Here is a 23,496-nt window from a genome sequence, read left to right as displayed (position 1 = left end):
TTGCAACCGCTTCGCGGTTGTTCGCGCTGCCTTTAAAGCGCTTTGACTTCAATGATCTCGACGTCAAAGGTCAACGTCTTGCCAGCCAGCGGGTGGTTGAAGTCGATGGTCACCTGGGCATCATCGAACGCTTTGACCACACCGGGCAGCTCGGTATTCGCCGCATCATTGAAAATCACCAGCAAGCCTTCGGACAGCTCCATATCCTGGAACTGCGAACGCGGGATGATCTGCACGTTTTGCGGGTTTGGCTGACCGAAAGCGTTTTCCGGCAGGATCTGCAGGTTGCGCTTGTCGCCAGCCTTGAAGCCGAACAACGCCACTTCGAAACCCGGCAGCAGGTTGCCGTCACCGACCTTGAAGGTCGCCGGGGCCTTGTCGAAGGTGCTGTCGACGGTGTCGCCGTTCTCCAGGCGCAATGCGAAATGCAAGGTGACTTCCGTGTTCTGGCCGATGCGTTGCTCAGCCAATAACTGTTCAGTCATGAACGGTTTCTCCAGTCTTTTTACTTTTGAACATATCCAGCGCCAGCATTACCGCACCAACACTGATGGCGCTGTCGGCAAAGTTGAATGCCGGGAAATACCAGCGATTCTGCCAATGCACCAAAATGAAATCGATCACATGGCCCAAGGCAATGCGGTCGTACAGGTTGCCCAGAGCACCGCCAAGAACCAGCGCCAGCGCAATCGCCAGCCAGGTTTCGTTGCGCCCCAGACGCTTGAGCCAGATCACCAGCACCGCACTGACCACGATCGCGATCAAAGCGAACAGCCAGCGTTGCCAGCCGGAGCTATCAGCCAGGAAACTGAACGCTGCACCGGTGTTGTAGGCCAACGTCCAGCTGAAGTAATCCGGGATCACCACAATTTGCTGGTACATCGTCAGCGAGCCTGCGAAGTAGAACTTGCTGGCCTGGTCAATGACCAGTACCAGCACGCTCAACCAGAGCCAGCTCAGCCGTCCGAAACGGCTAGCAGCGTTAGGCATAGTGACGAACCTCGCCAGCACCGCTGATGTTGTCGACGCAGCGACCGCAGATTTCCGGATGCTCGGGATTGATCCCGACGTCCTCGCGGCAATGCCAGCAACGGGCGCACTTGGCGAAAGAGGACTTGACCACTTTCAGCTTGAGGCCAGCCACTTCGGTTTCCACTGCATCGGCCGGCGCTTGCACCAAAGGTGCAACGCTGGCGGTCGAGGTGATCAGGACGAAGCGCAGTTCGTTGCTCAGCCTGGCCAGGTCGGCCGACAGCGACTCCTCGGCGAACAGCGTCACTTCAGCCTGCAGGTTGCCGCCAACGGCCTTGGCCGCACGCTGGTTTTCCAGTTCTTTGTTGACCGCGACCTTGACCGCCATGATCCGCTCCCAGTAGGCGCGGTCCAGCTCGAAGCCTTCCGGCAACTCACTGAGGCCTTCGTACCAGGTGTTGAGCATGACCGATTCGTTACGCTCGCCCGGCAGGTACTGCCACAGCTCGTCGGCGGTGAAGGCCAGAATCGGTGCGATCCAGCGCACCAGCGCTTCGCTGATGTGGAACAACGCGGTCTGGCAGGAGCGCCGGGCCTTGCTGTCCGTGCCAGTGGTGTACTGACGGTCCTTGATGATATCCAGGTAGAAACCGCCCAGCTCCTGCACGCAGAAGTTGTGCACTTTCGAGTAAACGTTCCAGAAACGGTACTCGCCGTAATGCTCTTGCAACTCGCGTTGCAGCAACAATGTGCGATCCACCGCCCAACGGTCCAGCGCAAGCATTTCTTCAGCCGGCAGGATGTCGGTGGCCGGGTTGAAACCGGTCAGGTTCGAGAGCAGGAAACGCGCGGTGTTACGGATCCGCCGGTAGGCGTCCGCACTGCGTTGCAGGATTTGCTCGGAAACCGCGATCTCGCCCGAATAGTCAGTGGATGCTACCCACAGACGCATGATGTCGGCGCCCAGGGTGTCGTTGACCTTCTGCGGCGCGATCACGTTGCCCAAGGACTTGGACATTTTGCGGCCACTCTCGTCGACAGTGAAACCGTGGGTCAGCAACTCGCGGTACGGCGCGTGATTGTCGATGGCACAACCGGTCAACAACGACGAGTGGAACCAGCCGCGGTGCTGGTCAGAGCCTTCCAGGTACAGATCGGCACGCGGACCGCTCTCGTGGCCTATCGAGTGCGAACCACGCAGCACGTGCCAGTGAGTGGTGCCCGAGTCGAACCAGACGTCGAGGGTATCGCTGATCTTGTCGTAAAGCGCTGCTTCGTCACCGAGCAGCTCGGCAGCGTCCATCTTGAACCAGGCTTCGATACCTTCCACTTCGACGCGTTTGGCAACTTCTTCCATCAGCTCGACGGTACGTGGGTGCAATTCACCGCTTTCCTTGTTCAGGAAGAACGGAATCGGCACGCCCCAGTTACGCTGACGGGAGATGCACCAGTCCGGACGGTTGGCAATCATCGAGTGCAGACGCGCCTGGCCCCAGGCCGGAACGAACGTGGTGTCTTCGATGGCCTTGATCGCACGCTTGCGCAGGGTCTCGCCGGTAGCCGGCTGTTTGTCCATGCCGACGAACCACTGCGCGGTAGCGCGGTAGATCAGCGGGGTCTTGTGCCGCCAGCAGTGCATGTAGCTGTGGCTGATGGTTTCGGTGTTCAGCAATGCACCGACTTCAGCGAGTTTGTCGACGATGGCCGGGTTGGCTTTCCAGATGAACTGGCCGCCAAAGAACTCCAGCGAAGGGGCATACACGCCGTTACTCTGCACTGGCGTGAGGATGTCGTCGTTGACCATGCCGTAACGCTTGCAGGTCACGAAGTCGTCTTCACCGTAGGCTGGCGCGGAGTGAACCACGCCGGTGCCTGCGCCCAGTTCGACGTAGTCGGCCAGGTAAACCGGCGACAGACGATCGTAGAACGGGTGACGGAAATTGATCAGTTCCAGTGCCGCGCCTGGAACGGTGGAGATCACCGAACCTTGCAGGTTGTAGCGAGCCAGGCAGGATTCGACCAGCTCTTCAGCCAGCACCAGCAGCTTGTCGCCGACATCGACCAGGGCGTACTCGAACTCCGGGTGAACGTTCAGCGCCTGGTTGGCCGGGATGGTCCACGGGGTAGTGGTCCAGATCACGATCGAGGTTGGCTTGCTCAGGGCAGCAACGCCGAAAGCGGTCGCCAGTTGGGCTTCGTCAACGATCGGGAAGGCTACGTCGATGGTCGAGGACTTTTTGTCCTGATACTCGACTTCCGCTTCAGCCAACGCCGAGCCGCAGTCAAAACACCAGTTCACGGGCTTGAGCCCCTTGAACACGAAACCGCCCTTGACCATTTCCGCCAGCGCACGGATTTCTCCAGCCTCGTTGGCAAAATCCATGGTTTTGTAGGGGTTGGCGAAGTCGCCGAGCACGCCGAGGCGGATGAACTCGGACTTCTGCCCTTCGATCTGCTCGGTGGCGTAGGCACGGCACAGCTCGCGGGTTTCGTCCGCGGACAGGTTCTTGCCGTGAGTCACTTCGATTTTGTGTTCGATCGGCAGGCCATGGCAGTCCCAGCCCGGAACATAAGGCGCGTCGAAACCCGAAAGGGTTTTCGAGCGGATGATCATGTCCTTGAGAATTTTGTTCAGCGCATGACCGATGTGAATAGTGCCGTTGGCGTACGGAGGACCGTCGTGCAGAACGAACTTCGGACGATCCTTACCAATCTCACGCAACTTCTGGTACAGGCCAATGCTGTCCCAGCGCTGCAGAATCTGCGGTTCGCGCTGAGGCAGGCCGGCCTTCATCGGGAAGGCGGTGTCCGGAAGGTTTAACGTGGCTTTATAGTCGGTCATTTAAGGCTCTTCATTAGCGATTGGCGCTAGGTGCGGCATAGGCACGGGCGGCGGCGACATCCGCATTGATCGCCGTCTTAAGCGCCTCCAGAGAGGCAAAACGCTGCTCTTCGCGCAGCTTGTGGTGGAAAACCACCGTCAAACGCCGGTCATACAGATCGCCGGCAAAATCTAAAAGATGGACTTCCAGGTGGGCTTTGCCATCACCTGCAACCGTTGGCCGAACGCCTATATTGGCGACACCGGGCCAGGGTTGACCGTCGATTTCGACACTTACCAGATAAACCCCGGTCAGTGGCACGCGACGGCGTTTGAGTTGCACATTGGCCGTTGGCGTGCCCAATTGGCGCGCCAGCTTCTGCCCATGCAGTATCCGCCCGGCAATCTGGAACGGACGACCGAGCAGACGCTCGGCCAAAGCAAAATCAGCAGCGGCCAAGGCATTGCGTACCTGGGTGCTACTGACACGTATACCGTCCAGTTCAACGGTCTGCGCCGCTTCGACGGTAAAACCCTGAACGATCCCGGCCTGTTGCAGAAAATCGAAATCCCCTGCCCGGTCGCAGCCGAAACGGAAGTCGTCACCGACCTCCAGATGCTGCACTCCAAGGCCATCGACCAGAATAGTATCGACGAACTCGGCGGCGCTGAGCTTGCTCAACCGTTGATTGAAGGCCAGGCACAAGACCCGGTCGACCCCCTCGCAGGCCAGCAGCTGCAGCTTGTCGCGCAATCGCGCCAAGCGGGCTGGAGCCGTGTCTGGCGCGAAAAACTCACGCGGCTGCGGCTCGAAAATCACCACACAGCTGGGTACGCCCAACTCAAGCGCACGCTCACGCAGCCTGGCCAGGATAGCCTGGTGACCACGATGAACACCGTCAAAGTTGCCAATAGTGGCGACACAGCCCCGATGCTGGGGGCGCAAATTGTGGAGGCCTCGAACCAGCTGCATAACACGCTTCTTGCTTATAAAGTGGTCGATTATAACCACACCCGGCGGCCGACGACAGGCAACACCGCAACCCAAAGTGGTCGAACCGATAAAATCGACGTTTGACCCGCGCTTATCCGTGAAAAATCGTTAGTTCAACGCCTTGCGATTGAAATCCCGAAGGCGGAAGCCCATCAGCGCCAGCATGCCGAAGTACGCCACCACGCCCGCCACGACCAACGCCCCCAGACGCAGGAAACGCTCAAGCATTTGCCCCTGATCCCAGGCTGGCATGAACCGCATCGAACCCAGCAATACCGCGGACATTACCGCCACCGCGACCACCAGCTTCAGACCAAACTTCCCCCAGCCCGGTTGCGGCTGAAACATTTTCTTCTTGCGCAGTTGATAAAACAGCAGACCGGCATTGATGCAAGCGCCGACGCTGATGGCCAACGCCAGGCCCGCATGCTTCAGCGGCCCGATAAAGGCAAGGTTGAGCAACTGCGTGACGATCAGCGTGAAGATGGCGATTTTGACCGGCGTACGGATGTTTTGCTGCGCATAAAAACCGGGAGCCAGCACCTTGATCACTATAATCCCGAGCAACCCCACCGAATAGGCGATCAAGGCTCGCTGGGTCATCAACGCGTCAAACGCACTGAAATGGCCATACTGGAACAGCGAAACGGTCAGCGGCTCGGCCAGAATCCCCAGCGCCAGAGAGCACGGCAGCACCAGCATGAAACACAGGCGCAAGCCCCAATCGAGAATCCGCGAGTATTCGTGGCGATCCTTGTTGGCATAGGTCTTGGCCAGCGTCGGCAACAGAATTGTCCCCAGCGCCACACCCAGCACCCCGGACGGCAGCTCCATCAAGCGGTCAGCGTAATACATCCACGACACCGAGCCCGCCACCAGGAACGAGGCGAAGATGGTGTTGATGATCAACGAGATCTGGCTCACCGAAACCCCGAGTATCGCCGGCAGCATCTGCTTCATCACCCGCCAGACGCCAGTATCACGCAGGTTCAGGCGCGGCAACACGAGCATGCCGATCTTCTTGAGGTGCGGCAGCTGGTACAGCAACTGCGCCAGACCGCCGGCCAGGACTGCCCAGCCCAATGCCATGACCGGTGGATCGAAGTACGGTGTCAGGAACACCGCAAAGATGATCATGCTGACGTTGAGCAGGGTCGGCACAAAGGCCGGCACAGAGAAACGGTTCCAGGTATTGAGAATCGCCCCGGCCAGCGAAGACAGGGAGATCAGTAATATATAAGGAAAGGTCACCCGCAGCAGATCGGACGTCAGCGCGAACTTTTCCGGTGTATTGGCGAAACCCGGCGCGGTCGCCCAGATCACCCAGGGCGCAGCAATCATCCCCAGCGCCGTGACCAGCGCCAACACCAGCGTCAGCAAGCCCGAGACGTAGGCAATAAAAGTGCGCGTCGCCTCTTCACCCTGCTGGTTTTTGTATTCAGCCAGAATCGGTACGAATGCCTGGGAAAACGCCCCCTCGGCGAAGATTCGCCGCAGCAGATTGGGCAGTTTAAACGCAATAAAGAACGCATCCGTGGCCATCCCTGCGCCAAATGCGCGCGCGATGATGGTGTCACGCACAAACCCCAGAACCCGGGAAAGCATCGTGATAGAGCTGACGGCGGCCAACGACTTGAGCAGATTCATTGAAAGAGTTTTTGCCTGTAGATAAAGAGCAGGCGAACAAAGCGCCCACATATGCGATACTCCGCGCCGCAACAGCACAGAGCCAAAGCTCGCGAGTTTACAGGTCGCACGCCGGAAAGAAATATCCCGGCGCTCCGCATCTACCACTCAGCGGAACGCATCACCCGCCCTTGACAAGACTTCAACTCATCGGCATGATTCGCGGCCTATTTTGTTTGCTATTTCCTAAAAAGTCTTTCGAGGAGCTCGACGGTGGCCAACACACCTTCCGCCAAAAAACGTGCAAAACAGGCTGAGAAGCGTCGCAGCCACAACGCCAGCCTGCGTTCCATGGTTCGTACCTACATCAAGAATGTAGTTAAAGCCATCGACGCAAAAGACGCTGAAAAAGCGCAAGCTGCTTACGTTCTGGCCGTGCCAGTTATCGACCGTATGGCCGATAAAGGCATCATCCACAAGAACAAAGCTGCTCGCCATAAAGGTCGCCTGAATGGCCACATCAAGGCTCTGAACCTTGCTGCTGCAGCCTAAGCGACACGCTTGTTAAAAAACCGACCCCAGGGTCGGTTTTTTATTGCCTGCGATTTGAGCCTGACAGCCGAGAAATGCAGCGCCCGAGACATCGCCTTCGCACGCAAGCCTCGCCCCCTACGGATCGCACACCCTGCAGGAGCGAGGCTTGCCCGCGATAGCAATCCTCAGATCACTGATGCGCCCAAGGCAGAATCGGAATCGCGGTCACCGCATTCTGCGGACTGCCCTCGATCAGACGGTCGCTGTAGACCAGATAAACCAGGGTATTGCGCTTCTTGTCGAGAAAACGCACCACTTGCATGGTCTTGAACACCAGGGACGTGCGCTCCTTGAACACCTCTTCACCATCCTTGAGCTCACCCTTGAAGCTGATCGGCCCGACCTGACGACAAGCGATGGACGCCTCCGACCGATCCTCAGCCAATCCCAACCCACCCTTCACACCACCCGTCTTGGCGCGCGACAGGTAGCAAGTCACGCCATCGACCTTCGGATCATCGAAAGCCTCGACGACGATACGATCATTCGGCCCGACGAATTTGAACACGGTCGATACCTGTCCGATTTCTTCCGCCGAAGCCAGCAGCGGCATCGCCAACAGCAGCCCCAACAACCCTTTTGCCATGCGCATACGCGTTTTCCTTAAACCAGAATCAGGTTATCGCGGTGAACCAGCTCCGGCTCCGCCATGTAACCCAACAAACCGACAATCGCCTCAGACGATTGACCGATGATTTTTTGCGCCTCAAGCGCACTGTAGTTGGCCAGACCACGAGCGATCTCACGACCATCCGGCGCCACGCACACCACCATCTCACCGCGACGGAAGCTGCCCTGAACCAGCTTCACGCCGACCGGCAGCAAGCTTTTGTTGCCTTGAGACAACGCCGATACCGCCCCTTCGTCCAGCACCAGCGTGCCGCGAGTCTGCAAATGCCCGGCCAGCCATTGCTTGCGTGCCGCCAGCATGCCACGCTCAGGTGACAGCAAGGTGCCGATGCGCTCGCCCGCCTTCAAACGGTCCAGCACCCGCTCCAGACGCCCACCCACGATGATCGTGTGAGCCCCCGAACGCGCCGCCAGACGTGCCGCCCGCAACTTTGTCTGCATGCCGCCACGGCCCAGTGCACCGCCGGTGCCGCCCGCGACCGCGTCCAGCGCCGGATCATCGGCACGCGCCTCGTAAATCAGCTTGGCATCGGGGTTGTTACGCGGATCCGCATCGAACATGCCGTCACGATCCGTGAGAATCACCAGCAGATCAGCCTCGACCAGGTTGGCCACCAGCGCCGCCAGGGTATCGTTGTCTCCAAAACGGATTTCGTCGGTGACCACCGTGTCGTTCTCGTTGATCACCGGAATGACCTTGAGCTCAACCAGCGCGCGCAAGGTACTGCGGGCATTGAGGTAACGCTTGCGGTCGGACAAGTCATCGTGAGTCAGGAGAATTTGCGCTGTGTGCCGGCCATGCTTGGCAAAGCTCGACTCCCAGGCCTGCACCAGCCCCATCTGACCAATGGCGGCAGCGGCCTGCAACTCATGCATCGCACTGGGTCGTGCAGTCCAGCCAAGGCGACTCATACCCGCCGCCACCGCCCCCGAGGACACCAGCACCAGCTCGACACCCGCCTCATGCAACGCGACCATCTGCTCAACCCAGACACCCATTGCCGCGCGATCCAGCCCTTTGCCGTCAGCCGTCAGCAAAGCGCTGCCAATCTTCACGACCCAACGCTGCGCACCTGTCACCTTGCTCCGCATCATCTTCCAACCTTTGCCGGCGAGCGGCGCGACCCAGCGCCACCCATGCGATTATTCGTATTTGCGTTTTACAGACACCAAAACGCCGCTCTAAAGAGCGGCGCCTTGGAAACTGGCTTGCGAGCGATGATAACACCGCACCCCACCAGATAAACCGTCATTGCCGACAAGCCTCACTCCTGCAAGGGCGAGGCTGCCGTAAATGAATCAGTCACGAACGTAAATGATTTCCGGACCATCTTCATCATCCACATCTTCTTCATCCCAGTCATCATCGCCGATGTCGTGGACCGACTTCACACCGCTGCGTCGCAGGGCGCGCTGGTCATCCAGGGCCTGCAACTGGGCACGAGCTTCATCTTCGATGCTCTGATCAAGCTCGGCCAGCTCTTCCCTGTAGACCGGGTCGTTAGCCAGACGATCGGCACGATCCTCCAGATAACGCATGATGTCGCGCGTCAGGCGCTCGGTACCTTCTTTGGCGATGGCCGAGATCACGTAGACCGGACCAGTCCACTCCAGACGATCAACGATCTCCTTGACCCGAGCCTCATGCTCTTCCTCAAGAATCTGGTCGCACTTGTTCAGCACCAACCAGCGATCACGCTCAGCCAGGGACGGGCTGAACTTGGTCAACTCGCTAACGATGACTTCAGCAGCGTCTGGAGCACTGGTTTCATCCAGCGGCGCCATGTCGACGAGGTGCAACAACAGACGGGTACGCGACAAGTGCTTGAGGAAGCGAATCCCCAGGCCCGCACCGTCGGAAGCCCCTTCGATCAGCCCCGGAATGTCGGCAATGACGAAGCTCTTCCAGCGATCGACGCTGACCACACCCAGGTTTGGCACCAGCGTGGTAAACGGATAATCGGCAACTTTCGGCTTGGCTGCCGAAACCGAACGGATAAAGGTACTTTTGCCGGCGTTCGGCAAACCCAGCAGGCCGACGTCAGCCAACACCTTCATTTCCAGCTTGAGATCACGCTGCTCGCCCGGCTTGCCCGGCGTAGTCTGGCGCGGCGCGCGGTTGGTACTGGATTTGAAACGGGTGTTGCCCAGACCGTGCCAGCCGCCATGAGCCACAAGCAGACGCTGGCCGGCCTTGGTCAGGTCGCCAATGACTTCTTGCGTAGCAGAGTCGATGACGGTGGTACCGACCGGAACCCGAAGCACCAGCTCTTCGCCTTTTTTACCGGTGCAGTCAGTGCTGCCGCCGTTGGCGCCACGCTCGGCATCGAAGTGCCGGGTGTAACGATAGTCCACCAGGGTGTTGAGGTTTTCGTCGGCGATCATGAAGACCGAGCCGCCATCACCACCATCACCACCGTTCGGACCACCGTTTTCGATGAATTTTTCCCGACGGAAACTCATGCAACCATTGCCGCCGTCGCCAGCTTTTACTCGAATCGAAACTTCATCAACAAACTTCATAACAAAACGCCTCTCGCCATACGGACGAGCCGAAAAACACTAAGACATAAGACTCTTGCAAAAATGAGCGCAGCGACCTCAATCAACGACCGCACAATCCAGCGCCAGCAGCCCATACAAACAGTTTTGCAAGAGACTCACCCCACAAACGAAAAAGCCCCGTCGCAAGACAGGGCTTTTCCAGCAACTACGCAATTACGCCGCGACGACTTCAGTCTTCGGGACGATGCTCACGTAACGGCGACCGAAGGCGCCCTTAACCTGGAACTTGATCACGCCTTCGATTTTAGCGAAGAGAGTGTGATCCTTACCCATGCCAACACCGTAACCGGCGTGGAATTGGGTGCCGCGCTGACGCACGATGATGTTGCCCGGAATGATAACCTGGCCGCCATACATCTTCACGCCAAGGCGTTTGGCTTCTGAGTCGCGACCGTTACGGGTACTACCACCAGCTTTTTTGTGTGCCATGAGTTCAATTCTCCTAGTGAGGAATTAGGCTGAAATTAAGCCTGAATACCGGTGATTTTGATCTCGGTGTACCACTGGCGGTGGCCCATACGCTTCATGTGGTGCTTACGGCGACGGAACTTGATGATGCGGATTTTATCGTGACGACCTTGGGAGATCACTTCAGCCACAACGGTAGCGCCAGGAACAACTGGAGCACCGATATTCACGTCGTCGCCATTGGCAACCAACAGAACGCGATCAAAAGTAACGGATTCGCCGGTAGCGATTTCCAGTTTTTCGATCTTCAGGTATTCACCTGGGGCGACCTTGTATTGCTTGCCACCAGTAACGATTACTGCATAAGACATGGTATTTCTCCGATAATCCTGCTCACCCAGCTCTTTATAAGAAGAGGTATTGGCTGGCATGGCTGCATGAGGCTGGAACGGCCCAGATGCAATTGCGTAAGGCAGGTGCTGCCCAGGAAGTTCAGGGTGCGCGATTGTACGCAAGCGGGGAAGGCGATGCAAGTGGCTGAGTATAGCGCCTTGACACCTGCGGACCTGAGTCCTAGCATGCCGCGCAACCCTTCTGGAGCACCTGTCGCTGATGCAACCCCAAGCTTTCTACCGCGCGGTGGCGGACGATTTTAGCGCCGTCGACGGCATCATCAAGAAGCAGCTGACTTCCCGAGTGCCGCTGGTATCAAAAATCGGCGATTACATTACCTCGGCCGGCGGTAAACGCCTGCGCCCTTTATTGGTGTTGCTGTGTGGCAAGGCCCTGGGTCGCGAAGGCGATGACATGCGCCTGCTCGCCGCGACCATCGAGTTCCTGCACACCGCCACCCTGCTTCACGACGACGTGGTCGACATGTCAGGCATGCGCCGTGGCCGCTCGACCGCCAATGCCATGTGGGGCAATGCCCCGAGCGTGCTGGTTGGCGACTTCCTGTACTCGCGCTCCTTCGAGATGATGGTCGAACTGGGCTCGATGCCAGTGATGAAGATCCTTTCGCAAGCCACGCGAATCATCGCTGAAGGCGAAGTGTTGCAGTTGTCGAAGGTTCGTGACGCCAGCACCACCGAAGAAACCTACATGGAAGTCATCCGCGGCAAGACCGCAATGCTCTTCGAGGCCTCGACCCACAGTGCCGCAGTCCTGGCCGACGCCACGCCTGAACAGGCTGAAGCGCTGCGCACCTTTGGCGATCACCTTGGCGTGGCCTTCCAACTGGTTGATGACCTGCTGGATTACCGCGGCGATGCCGAAACCCTGGGCAAGAACGTCGGTGACGATCTGGCCGAAGGCAAACCAACCCTGCCGCTGATCTACACCATGCGCGAAGGCACTGCCGAGCAAGCTGCACTGGTACGCCAGGCGATCCAGAAAGGTGGTATCGAGGACCTCGAAAGCATCCGCGCTGCCGTGGAAGCCTCCGGCTCTCTGGACTACACCGCACAACTGGCCCGCGATTACGTGGCGCGCGCCATCACCTGCCTCGAAGCGCTGCCAGCCAGCGAATACCGTGATGCACTGGTCGAGCTGAGCGAGTTCGCAGTCGCCCGCACGCACTAAGACCAAGACCGCCAAGGGTCGCTTCGCGACCCGACGCAGCCGCTGCTACAGCAGCGCGTAACACCGCCCCCCACCCTCCCCACCAAAACCCTATATAATGTGCGCTTTTTAGCCATCCTGAATCCAAGGAGCCTTAGTGAGCACGTTGCCACCCTGCCCGAAATGCAATTCCGAATACACCTATGAAGACGGCGCCCATCTGATCTGCCCGGAATGTGCCCACGAGTGGTCCGCTAGCGGCGAAGCCGAGGCTACGTCCGACGAATCCGTTAAAAAGGACTCGGTCGGCAATGTCCTGCAAGATGGCGACACCATCACCGTGATCAAGGACCTCAAGGTCAAAGGCACGTCACTGGTGGTCAAGGTCGGCACCAAGGTCAAGAACATCCGCCTGTGCGATGGCGACCACGACATCGACTGCAAGATCGACGGCATCGGCCCGATGAAGCTCAAGTCCGAGTTCGTCAGAAAGGTCTGAGCCTGCCGCTTCCATCCCGCGCCTTGTGCGGGATGGCGCTTCACCCTCCCCCTGCAAACACCCCCGCATCAATAGCAAAAGGCCAGTCCTTTTGACTGACAACAATGCCCGCGCAGAAAAAACAGAAACTGCCAATAGGTACTTGCCATTAATTGAATAAGAACTATTCTCATTGGATTCCATTAAAGGAGATGAGAACCATGACTTACTTGATCGATGCCTGGCTGGACCGCCCACACCCTTACCTCAGGATCCTGCATCGGGAAACCGGGGAAGTCTGTGCGGTATTGGAAGAAGAAGCATTGAATGAGCTGCAGGATCAAGGCGACCTGGACGTCAACGGCCTGAGTTCCAGCGAACCCGTGGTGCTCAAGGAGTTGGTGCGCAACCTGTTTCTGTTCTGCTACGCGCGGGCACTGCGCCCTGTGAATGATCTGAACACAAAGTTCCAGATATGACTGACGCAAAACCTGTAGGAGCCGAGCTTGCTCGCGATGCGCATAACCCGGTTTAACCATGAAACCGTATCGATGCCATCGAAAGCAAGCTCGGCTCCTACTTTCAGGTCTTACAGTACGTCGAGCAGCTCGACGTCGAATACCAGTACGCTGTGCGGCGGAATGCTACCAACGCCTTGCGCGCCGTAAGCCAACTCGCTCGGCACGTACAGACGCCATTTGCTACCGGCGTTCATCAGTTGCAGGGCTTCGGTCCAGCCAGCGATCACGCCGCCGACCGGGAATTCTGCAGGCTGACCGCGATCGTAGGAGCTGTCAAACACAGTGCCGTCGATCAGAGTGCCGTGGTAGTGAGTACGCACGCTGTCTTCACGGGATGGCTTGGCGCCAGCACCGGCAGTCAGTACTTCGAATTGCAGACCGGAAGCCAGAGTGGTGATGCCGTCACGCTTGGCGTTTTCAGCCAGGAATTCCAGACCAGCACCAGCAGCCGCTTCAGCCTTGGCTGCCGCTTCGGCTTGCATGATTTCACGGATAACCTTGAAGCTGGCGGACATTTCTTCCTGGCCAACACGGCTGTCCTTGCCGGCGAAGGCATCGGTCAGACCTGCCAGGATCGCGTCCAGGCTAACGCCCGGTGGCGGGTTGTCACGCAGTTGGTCGCCCAGCTGACGGCCAATACCGTAGCTGACGCGGGTTTCGTCGGTGGACAGATTTACTTCGGACATAACGCTGCTCCGCTGTGCGGACGGCTCTGGAAATTGCCGTGCGTGCACAGCGCATTCCGGGGCGCCCGGAACCAAAAGGGCGAGCAGACTAGCACACAAGTCGGCCCCGTGATGAACGCGCGTCCGAGCTGTCAGGCAGAATGGATAGCGATCGGCACCCGCAAGCTTTCCTCGGTGCTGCCCGACATCCCACACATTTCATCGTGAACCGAGGTGTGAATCAGATTGAACGGCAGCTTCGGAAAGGCATGGAGGACTTCGCGCGCGTGTTCAACCGAACGCAGATGAAGCATCTGGCCATGAGTGTCGCTCAACGGATAGGCCGCGCCATGTATGCGCGCTTCTATCAAATAAATCCCGCCTTCGAGCGAGATCAGGTTCAGCTCGTCAACCTTCCCGGCGATCGCATAAGCATTCAACTCTTGCAGGTTCATGACCGCACCTCGCGCAACTTAAACTTGGCCCAGGACAGTTACAGGCATATGCCTCGCCGCACAAAAGCACAAGCCAGAAACGCCACCGCCCGTCCGTTTCGCAACGGCCGGGCGGCTCACAACTTCGCTCAGAGCAATCAGTGCTTGGTCAACTTGTCCAGGTAACCCATGGCGAAGGCTGAGATCACGAAGGTCATGTGAATGATCACGTACCACTTCAGATGCTCAGGATCGACATTCTTCGCATCCATGAATATGCGCAGCAGGTGAATCGAGGAAATCGCCACGATCGAGGCAGCCACCTTCATTTTCAATGAAGAGGAGTCCATCGTGCCAAGCCAGTTGAGCTTTTCCTTTTCTTCATCGATGTCGAGCTGGGAGACGAAGTTTTCGTAACCGGAAATCATCACCATCACCAGCAAGCCACCGACCAGCGCCATGTCGATTAACGACAACAACACCAGAATCAGATCCGACTCGGCCATTGAGAACACGTCGGGGATAACGTGCGAGACTTCCTGGAAGAATTTCAGGGCCAGGGCCAGCAAGCCAAGGGACAGACCGAAGTAGATAGGCGCCAGCAACCAGCGCGAGGCGTACATTGTATTCTCGATAAAGCGTTCCATTAAATCTCACATCAGGTCTGAAAATGGCGGCAAGTATATCAGCCGGTCAAAAACCCATAAACCGCAGAGAAATCCATGACCTGCGCGTCTGCCAAGGTGTTTTTCTGCTAGTGTCGAAGACATTCACGCAGCTCACTGACGTCGGACAGGAAGACTGAACAATGGATTTGCGATTCCCTTTAGCGAGTGTTGGCCTGTGCATCGCACTGCTGATCTGCGGCGGCTGCTCACCCAGCGATGGGAAGTCGCAGACCAGTCTCGAAGACAAGACCGCGCAGTTCGAGAAGTCTCTGGATGCTATCGAGGATCCGAAACTCAAGGACGCCGTGGCCAATCTCGGCGGCTCTTTACTGTTGTTTGAGCGCGCCCAACTCAAACTCAAGAGCAAGCCGATCGAAACCGAGTACGGTGAAGATGCCATGGCCTTGCTCAAACACTATCCAAGCCCGCAAGCCTTCGTCGACACCTACATCAACGGTCTGTTCGTACTGCGTAAATCGTCCGACTCCGACTACCTGACCGACCTGCAGCCGGTGTTCCCGTTCAACTTCAGCATGGCAGCAGAGTTCCCGTTTCCTCACGGTCTGGAATGGCAGTCGGTAACGTTAAGCAACAAAAAAGTCGTTCCCTTCCAGCCCGAATGGTCGGAAACCGATCCCGGCATTCAGTTCAGTCCTTCGAGCTCCAACCTGACCAACCCCGATGATCTGACGGTAACCTACCCCTACATCGAAGGCCTGGAAGTCGAAAACAAAAATCAGCCTCAACCGGTGACACTACAGGGCAAGGTGGAAGTCATCGCGCCGCGCAAGGTATTCACCTTTGACCTGACAAAAAAGGACGTGGGTAAAAAGCGCACCGATGAAAACATCACCGTCACGCTGTTGACCCTGGGAAAGAACTACGCGGAAATCGAACTGAGTAACAGCGCATCGCTGGCACCTGAGGTCAGTGCAACTCCGCTCAACCCGCTGATTGTTCAGGCCAAAGACACGACCGGGCAATTCCTCACGCGCTCGGGCTCGATCAACGAGAACGCCAGACAAGTCGCTTTCTATGAAAAACAATTGGCCGAAATGCAGAAGCAGAAGGCCTGGAGCGAGACCTTCCAGAAACAGCTTGAGGATGAACAGCGCACATTTGAATACCAGCAGACCAGCCATTACACCAAGGTCTACTTCAACGGCGCGATCGAGAACCTGGAAGTCAGCGTGCTCGACTTCTCGGGCGCCACGGTCACACGCAAGGATCTGCAGTTACCGGTGCGTCGGTTCGACAGGAACACCACCGAGAGAACCATCCAGAGCCTCTCACTGCCCGTGGTGGTGTATGACGACCAGGCAGCGACCTGGCTGAAGGACGCGACCCTCGACGAGGACAAACTGAAGAAAAGCATCACCATCAGCCAATCCGTCGAAGACCCCAGTGCCGCGCGCATCGAATTCGATCATCCGAAAACCTTCAATGATGAGCTACTGGGCTCCTCTTTCAGTGCCGGCGACACACCCGTGACCTTCTTCACTCAAGACGAGAACGGCAAACGCGCAGGCCCCATAGAGCTGCCACCTGAAGCCTTCCAGGTCGATCCGCTACGCGCCACGATCACCTACGACCTGAATCTGTTTCCGGAAACACCGACCTACGCCATCGGTTCTGTGCCATTTTTTCTCGCCAGCATCAAAAAAAACACCCTCGCAGCAGGCCAGCTGCCTAAAGGTCTCGAGCTCAAGGGCAATGCCTTGATTGTCGACCAGAAGTTGTTCCCGTCGCAGGACTGGCGCTTTTACGCCAAGGACGACAGCGGTAATTACTTGAAGGAAATTCTTGCGGTCAGTCATAGCGCGACCGCCGACGGGCCGGCGTTATCGGATGTGCATTACTTCTACGGCCAGCCGACCCATCTGGAGACCTACCAGCGCACCGAACTGAACACTGTCGAATATGGCTTCGAGGTCAAACTCGACAAAGCGGAAACAGAAAACCCTGTCGAGTAAGCGTTTCAGTGTCCAGGATGCATTCAAAAGTCGCCCGAGGGGCGACAGCGCCCGCCGTTGATTTCCCGCAACTGCGCCTGTAGGTGCAGGCACCAGATTTGCGGATCATCGGCCAGTTCGTAGCCGTGTAACGTCAGGCTTTCAACGATGGTTTCAAGGATCGATTCGGCCACAAAAGGCCCATGAAACGGGCCTTGAGCCTTGATGGCGGAAGGTTGTTCTCCAGCCATTCCGGCGGCGAAGAGTAAGGTCCACATACCTGTATCCCCTGCAAGCGGGCGAATGCTGCATTCGATACGGGTAACCAGGCCAAGGCATTGGCGGGTAAGGCTGAGGTTGCGCGACATAGCGGCGACCCTCGGTAGATCCGGTATTCAGCCTCCACAGGAAGGCTGTCTCGATCCAGTGATTACTGTCGATATCCTTGCCCTGAGAATAGAGGAAAAGTCTGGACTGCATGGTCTGCGAAGACCAGCGGCACCAAATGGTCATTTTTCGAACATTGACGTCAGTTTTGTGGCGAAGAGGCTCTCCCCCTCGCCACCGGTCAGCCTCAGAGAGGTTTGGCCGCTGCCAGCGCCTCTTGAATTGCCTCTTTTTCCGCTTCTTTTTCTGCTTCTTTGAGGTCTTCATCGCTGACCATTTCGGCGATCACTCGCAGACGCTCAACCACCCGCGCGTTGACGCTACCCTCGGGGAATTGCCCCTCTGCATCCGGCTCGCCGGCAGGTTCACCGACCAGCAGACTCAGTGCTTCATCAGCCTGGCGCACCGCGTAGACGTGGAACTGCCCGGCCCGCACCGCCGAAAGCACGCGCTCATCGAGCATCAAGGTCGCGACGTTGGCCTGCGGGATGATCGCGCCCTGCTCACCCGTCAAACCGCGGGCTTCGCAGAGACGGAAGAAACCTTCGATCTTCTCGTTGACCCCACCGACCGCTTGAACCTCACCGAACTGGTTGATCGACCCGGTGATTGCAAAGCACTGCTTGAGCGGCGTTTTCGACAGCGCCGAAATCAAGGTGCAGGCTTCGCCCAAAGAGGCGCTGTCACCGTCGACATAGCCGTAGGATTGCTCCAGGGCGATACTCGCGGAGATCGCCAACGGGAACTCCTGGGCGTAGCGGCTACCCAGATACCCGGTAAGGATCATCACGCCCTTGGAGTGGATCGGCTGCCCAAGGTTGACCTCACGCTCGATGTCGACAATACCGCTGCCGCCCGGGTAGACCGTGGCGGAAATCCGCGCCGGTATACCGAACGCCGAGTCACCGACTTCGAGCACCGTCAGACCGTTGCACTTGCCCACCGCCGCGCCCGCGGTGTCGATCAGGATGATCCCCGCCAGCATGTCGTCGAGAATCCGCGCAGAAACGCGTCCAGTGCGGGTCGCCTTGGCTTTCAAGGCACGTTCGATGTGCCCGGCATCGGTCATCTTGTCGCCGGCCAGATGACGGATGAAATCCGCTTCGCTGACCAGCTGGAACAGATCACCGATACGTGCTGACAACCGCCCCTGATGCTCGGCCAGGCGTGCGCTGTAGGTCGCCAGGCGCGCCACGGCATCAGCGGTCAGCGGCGCCATGCCTTCTTCCGAGGTACGGGTTTTCAGCAACTGAGCGAACTGCTCGAGGCTTTCATCGACCATCGGGATGTCTTCGTCGAAGTCCACCAGCACCCGGAACATTTCCTGGAAATCCGAATCCAGGTCTTGCAGCGCGTAGTAAAGCTGCCTCGCACCAATGATGACGACCTTGACCTGTAACGGAATAACCTGAGGTGCCAGCGTTACCGTTGCCAGCCGCCCCAGCTCGCCCAGCGGTGATTCCATTTTCAGTTTGCGCGACTGCAACGCGCGCTTCAGCGCATCCCAAACGAACGGCTCGCTGAGCATTTTCTCGGCTTCGAGGATCAGGAAACCACCGTTGGCCCGATGCAAAGCCCCCGGGCGCAATTGTCGATAGGTGGTGTAGAGCGCGCCCTGATCGGTGCCGTATTCGATACGGCCAAACAGGTTGTCGTAGGTCGGGTGCGGCTCGAATACCACTGGCGCACCGCCGCTGGCGTGGTGCCCGACAACAAGGCTGGGGCCGTACTGTTCTTCCAGAAGCTTGCGGGCCACCGCATCGGTCTTGCTGTCGTCGACCAATTGCTCGACCACGGTTTTCAGCAGGTAAACCTGCATGGCTTGCAGATAACCGCACACCGCGGCGTTTTCCGCGTATTTTTCCGAAAGAGGCGCCAACAGCGGCTGCAAGGCCAGGGTGATGGTTTCTTCGTTGAGGTGGCGCATCTGGTTGCTGGATTCACGCTTCCATTGCGGCAGACTCGCCAGCTCTTCGTTGAGGCGTTCTTCCAGTACGGCGATATCGGTGTGGAAACGCTCGCGCTCGGCTTCCGGCAGTTGCGCGAACTCGGCCTCGTCCAGCGCCTTGCCTTCGCTCATCGGGGTGAAGGCGATGTTGGTGCTGTCGCGATAAAGGGCGACTTCCTTTTCCAGGGCCAGGCGCTCGATCACATCCAGTGCGCGGTCGTAGCGCTGGTTGAACGCGCGGTCGATGGCGCTTTTCTTTTGCTGGTAGGAAGGGTGCTCGAACACTGCCGGGAAGGTCGCCAGCAGGTTATCGATCAGACCATTGATATCGGTAATGAAAGCACCGGCCGCGCCCGAGGGCAGCTCCAGCGCACGTGGCTCGCGCGGCTCATCGAAATTGTTGACGTAGACCCAGTCCGCCGGGGTTTGCAGACGTTTGCCTTCGGCTTTGAGGTAGCGTTTGACGAATGAAAACCGGCCAGTGCCGGGCTCTCCCATGACAAACACGTTGTAACCGGGGCGCGGCATGGCCACGCCGAACTGCAACGCTTCGACCGCACGCTCCTGGCCTAGCACACCGCGAAAAGGCTCCAGATCATTGGTTGTAGAGAAGCTGAACTGTTCAGCGGAAAACGGACGTGTCAGCGCTTCGGGCGCTAGACGCAAGCTGGCAGCAACAGGATCAGGCATCGGGCTTCCTTACATCAGGCGGGGCAGATAACGGCATTCTGGCGCCGGGTGTACCCGGCTGGCAAGGCACGCTGTAGACGAAAGCATAGACAAGTAACAAACCCAAGGCGGGCCGTGGTAAATGGCTCTTTTGAGGAATGTTTTGCAAAAAATCACGGAACCCCTGGTTCGTGCCTAAACTCCAGGCTGCGCGGCTGGACTAATAACCGGCCCAACTGGCACCGGCACGGGCCAGACCCCCTTGTCCAAAAGAGAACAAAGCTATGAAACGGATTCTTCTCGGTACTCTCTTCACCGTTGTATCTCTCAATGCAATGGCCCAGGCGCCAGGCGGTCCGGACTGCGGCTGGGGCAATATGCTGTTCAAAGGTCAGCGTGGCACCCCGGCCCACTTCCTGGCATCTACCACCAACGGCACTTCTGGCAACGCAACTTTCGGAATGACTTCCGGCACCAACGGCTGCGCGACCAACGCTGAGCTGACCTACGGTGGCAAGTCCTGGATTGCCATGAATGGCATGATGAACGAGCTGTCCGAAGACATGGCCAAGGGTCAGGGCGAAGCGCTGACGACCTACGCGGTGGTGCTTGGTGTGGCGCCTGAAGACCGCGCGCATTTCGCTGCTGTCACCCATGAGCACTTCCAGCAAATCTTCAACAAAGCCGATGTGACCGCCGAGGATGTGCACACCAATACCCTGGCCGTACTTAAAGGCGATGCTCGTCTGGCCAAATATGCTACCCCGGCATAAGCTCGACCCTCCCGCTCCTTTGAAGGGGCGGGATTTGTTTTTTGGACCTGTCCCGCCTTGGGTCTTTCTTATCGAATTCTAAGTTGCCCACCATGCTCAAACGCCTTGCCTGCTTGGCGCTCTGTGTCTGCGTCCCGCTGTCCGCCGCGCCTCATATCGACAATCAACGTTTGCAGCAATTGGCCAAGACCCCCTTCTGGATTGCCCTGGGTCACTATGAAACCGCCAAGCTCGGCGGCTGGCGCAGCTATGTCAGCGATCCGAAGTTTTTCCTCGCCACCGATGGCGCCCATCATCCCGACGCCGAGCTGAACGCGACCCTGCAAGCGTTGTACGCCCCGGCCAGCGCCGGCGAAAAACACGCGCAATGCGTTTACCCGGCGCGAACCCGATGGTTGAAAGCGCAGCTGAACCTGACTGATTTACCGGCCGTGGACTGCTCCGAATTCAAGCAGTGGTTCAAGGACGTCGCGCCACACAGCGCGGTGATGATTTTCCCGGCGGCTTATTTGAACAGCCCCTCGTCGATGTTCGGTCACACCTTACTGCGAATCGACCAGGCCGACGTACAACGCGATCACACTGCCCTGCTCAGCTACGCGATCAACTTCGGCGCCTATATCGAAGGCTCGGACAACAGCATCCTTTACGCCTGGAAAGGCCTGATGGGCGGCTATCCCGGCCTGTTCGCACTGGTGCCCTACCAGGAAAAACTCTCGGAATACCGCAGCCTGGAAAACCGCGACCTGTGGGAATACCAGCTGAACCTGACCCAGGAAGAAACCGAGCGCATGGTCGAGCATATCTGGGAACTCAAGCAGATCCGGTTCGACTACTTCTTCTTCGACGAAAACTGCTCCTACCGCTTGCTGGAACTGCTGCAAGTGGCGCGACCGAGCCTGAAGCTGACCGAACAATTCCCGCTGACCGCTATCCCCACCGACACCGTGAAAGCCGTGAAGGAAGCCGCACTGGTGGAGAAGATCGACTTTCGACCGTCCCGCGAACGCGAGCTCCTGAGCCGTGCTGAACCATTGACCGGCGAAGAACAGGCTTGGGTGCTGAAAGTCAGTGCCGACCAACAGTATTTGCAGGATCCGGTTTTCAAGGCTCAACCACGGCCCCGTCAGGCTCTGATCATCGACGCCGCCTACCGTCTTGAACGCTACCGCGCCAACGGCCTGGAGCGCGATCCACAGCGCTCGCAACGCAGTTTCGAGCTATTGCGGGCGATCAGTCAGAATCCCGCGCCGCAGCTTTCGATCGAACGCCCTGGCCTACCCGAGAACGGTCACCAATCGCGCACCTGGCAAGCCGGTATCGGCACCCGGGGCGACAGAGCCTTTGGCGAATATGGCCTGCGCATGGCCTATCACGACCTCAACGACAATGCCGAAAGCTTCCCCCTTGGTGCACAGATCGAAATCCTCCAGATGAAGCTGCGCCAGTACGAAGGCAATAAATGGCAGTTGCAGCAACTGGACCTGGCGACCATCCGCTCGCTAACCCCGCGTAACGAGTTGCTGCAACCCTTGTCCTGGCAAGTCATGGGCGGTCTGGAGCGCGTGCCGGGCAAGCATGACGATGAAACACTGGTGAGCCACGTCAATGGTGGCGCCGGCGGCACCTGGCGGCTCAGCGACAAGATGCTCGGATTTGCCCTCGGCACCGTGCGCATTGAGCACAACGCCGACTTCGCCGGCTTCATCGCCCCGGCAGCCGGTTTCAACACCGGCCTGCTCTGGCGAAACCCGCTGGGTAATCTCAGCCTGGAAGCCAAAGGCGATTACTTCACCAATGACGAAGTACGCCGCAGCCTGAGTCTGAATCAACAGTGGGAGCTGTCGCGCAACCTCAGCTTGCGGCTCAGCGCGCAGCGCGAGTTCAGCCACTTGGCATCCCCCGAGAACGAGGTGATGCTTGAAGTGAAGTGGTATCACTACTGACCCATCCCATGCCCCCTGTAGGAGCTGAGCTTGCTCGCGATGGTATCGCCGCGGTCATTCAGCTACATCTAGTAGGTGTTCGCATCGCCAGCAAGCTGTGCTCCTGCAGGAGATCGAGGTGCCAACGGTTTATAACGGCACAAGCTTATCGCTTACAGCAGGTCGCTTTCGGACAATCGACGAAACTAAAAGACTGCGATCATGGCCCAAACTCCATCAAGGGAGAAATGCCATGAGCCGCGCCTTCGTCAATGAAGATCGTGCCGCCGCGCAAGCCGACCAACCGGTAGAACGGCAGGTCAGCGCGCAGCCCAATTACGTCACCCCCGCAGGCCTGGCTCAGCTCCAGGCCAAAGTCGCAGCACTGCAGGCGCAGCGCAATGAGCAATCGATGCTAGGTGAGGGAGCTGACAAGCAACGCCAGGCCGATATAGAACGCGACCTGCGTTACTTCAATCAACGCCTGCAAAGCGCTCAGGTAGTCGCACCGGCAATTTCAACCGAGAAAGTGCAGATTGGCAGTTGGGTGACCTTTGCCGACGAACACAACGTGGAACAACGCGTGCAATTGGTCGGCGAAGACCAGGCCGATGCCGCCCATGGCCTGATCAATTGGGGCTCACCGCTGGGTCGCGCGCTGCTTGGCGCCAGGCCCGGTGATGAAGTGCAGTGGAAGCGACCGGCCGGCGATCAGTTGATTGAGATCATCCGCATCGAACCGGACTAGTGGCCTGTACGGTTAGTTCGTTAGTTCAAATTCGGATGCCGGAAGTCCCTGGCCAAGGCGCTGTGACGAGTCATAGCCCGCTATGGCGAGGAACAGCAACGCAGGATAGGGGCTTGTGGCGCCGAAGTTGACAAACAGAACCAACCACACAGGTCACT

General features: G+C 58.2%; 23 protein-coding genes. 8 read left to right on the top strand and 15 right to left on the bottom strand.

Annotated features, from left to right (window positions below; translation table 11 throughout):
* Positions 1 to 32 precede the first annotated feature (32 nt).
* The 5 genes from fkpB to murJ all read right to left on the bottom strand — a co-directional run bounded on the left by fkpB (position 33) and on the right by murJ (position 6,434).
* Positions 33 to 470: an FKBP-type peptidyl-prolyl cis-trans isomerase gene (fkpB, locus tag AC07VR_RS11875; RefSeq protein ID WP_494993633.1), complete on the bottom strand. Its 438-nt coding sequence runs from the start codon at positions 468 to 470 to the stop codon at positions 33 to 35.
* A 7-nt stretch (positions 471 to 477) separates the two neighbouring features.
* On the bottom strand, positions 478 to 990 hold the full coding sequence (gene lspA / locus AC07VR_RS11870; RefSeq protein ID WP_494993609.1) for a signal peptidase II: 513 nt from the start codon (positions 988 to 990) through the stop codon (positions 478 to 480).
* The gene (gene ileS / locus AC07VR_RS11865; protein ID WP_494993608.1) at positions 983 to 3,814 is read right to left on the bottom strand and encodes an isoleucine--tRNA ligase; all 2,832 of its coding nucleotides are present in this window, start codon (positions 3,812 to 3,814) and stop codon (positions 983 to 985) included. The genes lspA and ileS overlap by 8 nt, the downstream gene beginning before the upstream one ends.
* Before the next feature lie 13 nt (positions 3,815 to 3,827).
* The gene (ribF, locus tag AC07VR_RS11860) at positions 3,828 to 4,766 is read right to left on the bottom strand and encodes a bifunctional riboflavin kinase/FAD synthetase (protein ID WP_495011315.1); all 939 of its coding nucleotides are present in this window, start codon (positions 4,764 to 4,766) and stop codon (positions 3,828 to 3,830) included.
* Between the two features lie 129 nt (positions 4,767 to 4,895).
* Positions 4,896 to 6,434, bottom strand: coding sequence for a murein biosynthesis integral membrane protein MurJ (murJ, locus tag AC07VR_RS11855; protein ID WP_494993606.1), 1,539 nt, complete (start codon positions 6,432 to 6,434; stop codon positions 4,896 to 4,898).
* A gap of 252 nt (positions 6,435 to 6,686) precedes the next feature.
* Between murJ and rpsT the strand changes: the two genes are divergently transcribed.
* Positions 6,687 to 6,965, top strand: coding sequence for a 30S ribosomal protein S20 (gene rpsT, locus AC07VR_RS11850; RefSeq protein ID WP_003215870.1), 279 nt, complete (start codon positions 6,687 to 6,689; stop codon positions 6,963 to 6,965).
* A 172-nt stretch (positions 6,966 to 7,137) separates the two neighbouring features.
* On the opposite strand, the gene AC07VR_RS11845 is transcribed toward rpsT, so the two are convergent.
* The 5 genes from AC07VR_RS11845 to rplU form a co-directional block, all read right to left on the bottom strand.
* A complete protein-coding gene (locus AC07VR_RS11845; RefSeq protein ID WP_494993605.1) occupies positions 7,138 to 7,599 on the bottom strand; it encodes a CreA family protein in 462 nt (153 codons plus the stop codon).
* Between the two features lie 11 nt (positions 7,600 to 7,610).
* Positions 7,611 to 8,729, bottom strand: coding sequence for a glutamate 5-kinase (proB, locus tag AC07VR_RS11840; protein ID WP_494993632.1), 1,119 nt, complete (start codon positions 8,727 to 8,729; stop codon positions 7,611 to 7,613).
* Positions 8,730 to 8,936: 207 nt separating this feature from the next.
* Entirely contained in the window at positions 8,937 to 10,160 is a 1,224-nt protein-coding gene (gene cgtA / locus AC07VR_RS11835) for an Obg family GTPase CgtA (RefSeq protein ID WP_494993604.1), read from the bottom strand.
* A 195-nt stretch (positions 10,161 to 10,355) separates the two neighbouring features.
* Positions 10,356 to 10,631: a 50S ribosomal protein L27 gene (gene rpmA, locus AC07VR_RS11830; RefSeq protein ID WP_150641122.1), complete on the bottom strand. Its 276-nt coding sequence runs from the start codon at positions 10,629 to 10,631 to the stop codon at positions 10,356 to 10,358.
* A gap of 35 nt (positions 10,632 to 10,666) precedes the next feature.
* Positions 10,667 to 10,981 (bottom strand): 50S ribosomal protein L21, encoded by a 315-nt coding sequence (rplU, locus tag AC07VR_RS11825; RefSeq protein WP_003443915.1) that lies wholly within the window; start codon positions 10,979 to 10,981, stop codon positions 10,667 to 10,669.
* 241 nt (positions 10,982 to 11,222) lie between these two features.
* Between rplU and AC07VR_RS11820 the strand changes: the two genes are divergently transcribed.
* From AC07VR_RS11820 to AC07VR_RS11810, 3 genes are all read left to right on the top strand, one after another.
* Positions 11,223 to 12,191, top strand: coding sequence for a polyprenyl synthetase family protein (locus AC07VR_RS11820; protein WP_494993603.1), 969 nt, complete (start codon positions 11,223 to 11,225; stop codon positions 12,189 to 12,191).
* Positions 12,192 to 12,327: 136 nt separating this feature from the next.
* A complete protein-coding gene (locus tag AC07VR_RS11815) occupies positions 12,328 to 12,669 on the top strand; it encodes a zinc ribbon domain-containing protein YjdM (protein ID WP_494993602.1) in 342 nt (113 codons plus the stop codon).
* 200 nt (positions 12,670 to 12,869) lie between these two features.
* Positions 12,870 to 13,127, top strand: a complete 258-nt coding sequence (locus AC07VR_RS11810; RefSeq protein WP_494993601.1) for a PA4570 family protein — start codon at positions 12,870 to 12,872, stop codon at positions 13,125 to 13,127.
* A 110-nt stretch (positions 13,128 to 13,237) separates the two neighbouring features.
* Here AC07VR_RS11810 and bamJ read toward each other — a convergent pair whose 3' ends face one another.
* The 3 genes from bamJ to AC07VR_RS11795 form a co-directional block, all read right to left on the bottom strand.
* Complete coding sequence (bamJ, locus tag AC07VR_RS11805; protein WP_494993600.1) at positions 13,238 to 13,855, bottom strand: BamJ family beta-barrel-assembly machinery protein; 618 nt, start codon at positions 13,853 to 13,855, stop codon at positions 13,238 to 13,240.
* A 131-nt stretch (positions 13,856 to 13,986) separates the two neighbouring features.
* A complete protein-coding gene (locus AC07VR_RS11800; RefSeq protein ID WP_494993599.1) occupies positions 13,987 to 14,289 on the bottom strand; it encodes a DUF6482 family protein in 303 nt (100 codons plus the stop codon).
* 137 nt (positions 14,290 to 14,426) lie between these two features.
* Positions 14,427 to 14,915, bottom strand: coding sequence for a TIGR00645 family protein (locus AC07VR_RS11795; RefSeq protein ID WP_494993598.1), 489 nt, complete (start codon positions 14,913 to 14,915; stop codon positions 14,427 to 14,429).
* A 161-nt stretch (positions 14,916 to 15,076) separates the two neighbouring features.
* Here AC07VR_RS11795 and AC07VR_RS11790 point away from each other — a divergent pair, with 161 nt between their 5' ends.
* Entirely contained in the window at positions 15,077 to 16,909 is a 1,833-nt protein-coding gene (locus AC07VR_RS11790; RefSeq protein WP_495011314.1) for a hypothetical protein, read from the top strand.
* A 23-nt stretch (positions 16,910 to 16,932) separates the two neighbouring features.
* Here the strand turns inward: AC07VR_RS11790 and AC07VR_RS11785 are convergent, their stop codons facing one another.
* Entirely contained in the window at positions 16,933 to 17,256 is a 324-nt protein-coding gene (locus tag AC07VR_RS11785; protein WP_494993596.1) for a PA4575 family protein, read from the bottom strand.
* 206 nt (positions 17,257 to 17,462) lie between these two features.
* Entirely contained in the window at positions 17,463 to 19,913 is a 2,451-nt protein-coding gene (locus AC07VR_RS11780) for a Lon protease family protein (protein ID WP_495011313.1), read from the bottom strand.
* 263 nt (positions 19,914 to 20,176) lie between these two features.
* Between AC07VR_RS11780 and AC07VR_RS11775 the strand changes: the two genes are divergently transcribed.
* From AC07VR_RS11775 to AC07VR_RS11765, 3 genes are all read left to right on the top strand, one after another.
* Positions 20,177 to 20,665, top strand: coding sequence for a DUF3015 domain-containing protein (locus tag AC07VR_RS11775; protein ID WP_494993594.1), 489 nt, complete (start codon positions 20,177 to 20,179; stop codon positions 20,663 to 20,665).
* Positions 20,666 to 20,757: 92 nt separating this feature from the next.
* A complete protein-coding gene (locus AC07VR_RS11770) occupies positions 20,758 to 22,611 on the top strand; it encodes an Lnb N-terminal periplasmic domain-containing protein (protein WP_495011312.1) in 1,854 nt (617 codons plus the stop codon).
* Between the two features lie 232 nt (positions 22,612 to 22,843).
* Positions 22,844 to 23,338, top strand: a complete 495-nt coding sequence (locus tag AC07VR_RS11765; RefSeq protein ID WP_494993592.1) for a GreA/GreB family elongation factor — start codon at positions 22,844 to 22,846, stop codon at positions 23,336 to 23,338.
* Positions 23,339 to 23,496 lie beyond the last annotated feature (158 nt).

This window comes from Pseudomonas sp. GW821-FHT02H09 (assembly GCF_059421425.1).
This window is presented reverse-complemented; position numbering and strand designations above follow the sequence as displayed.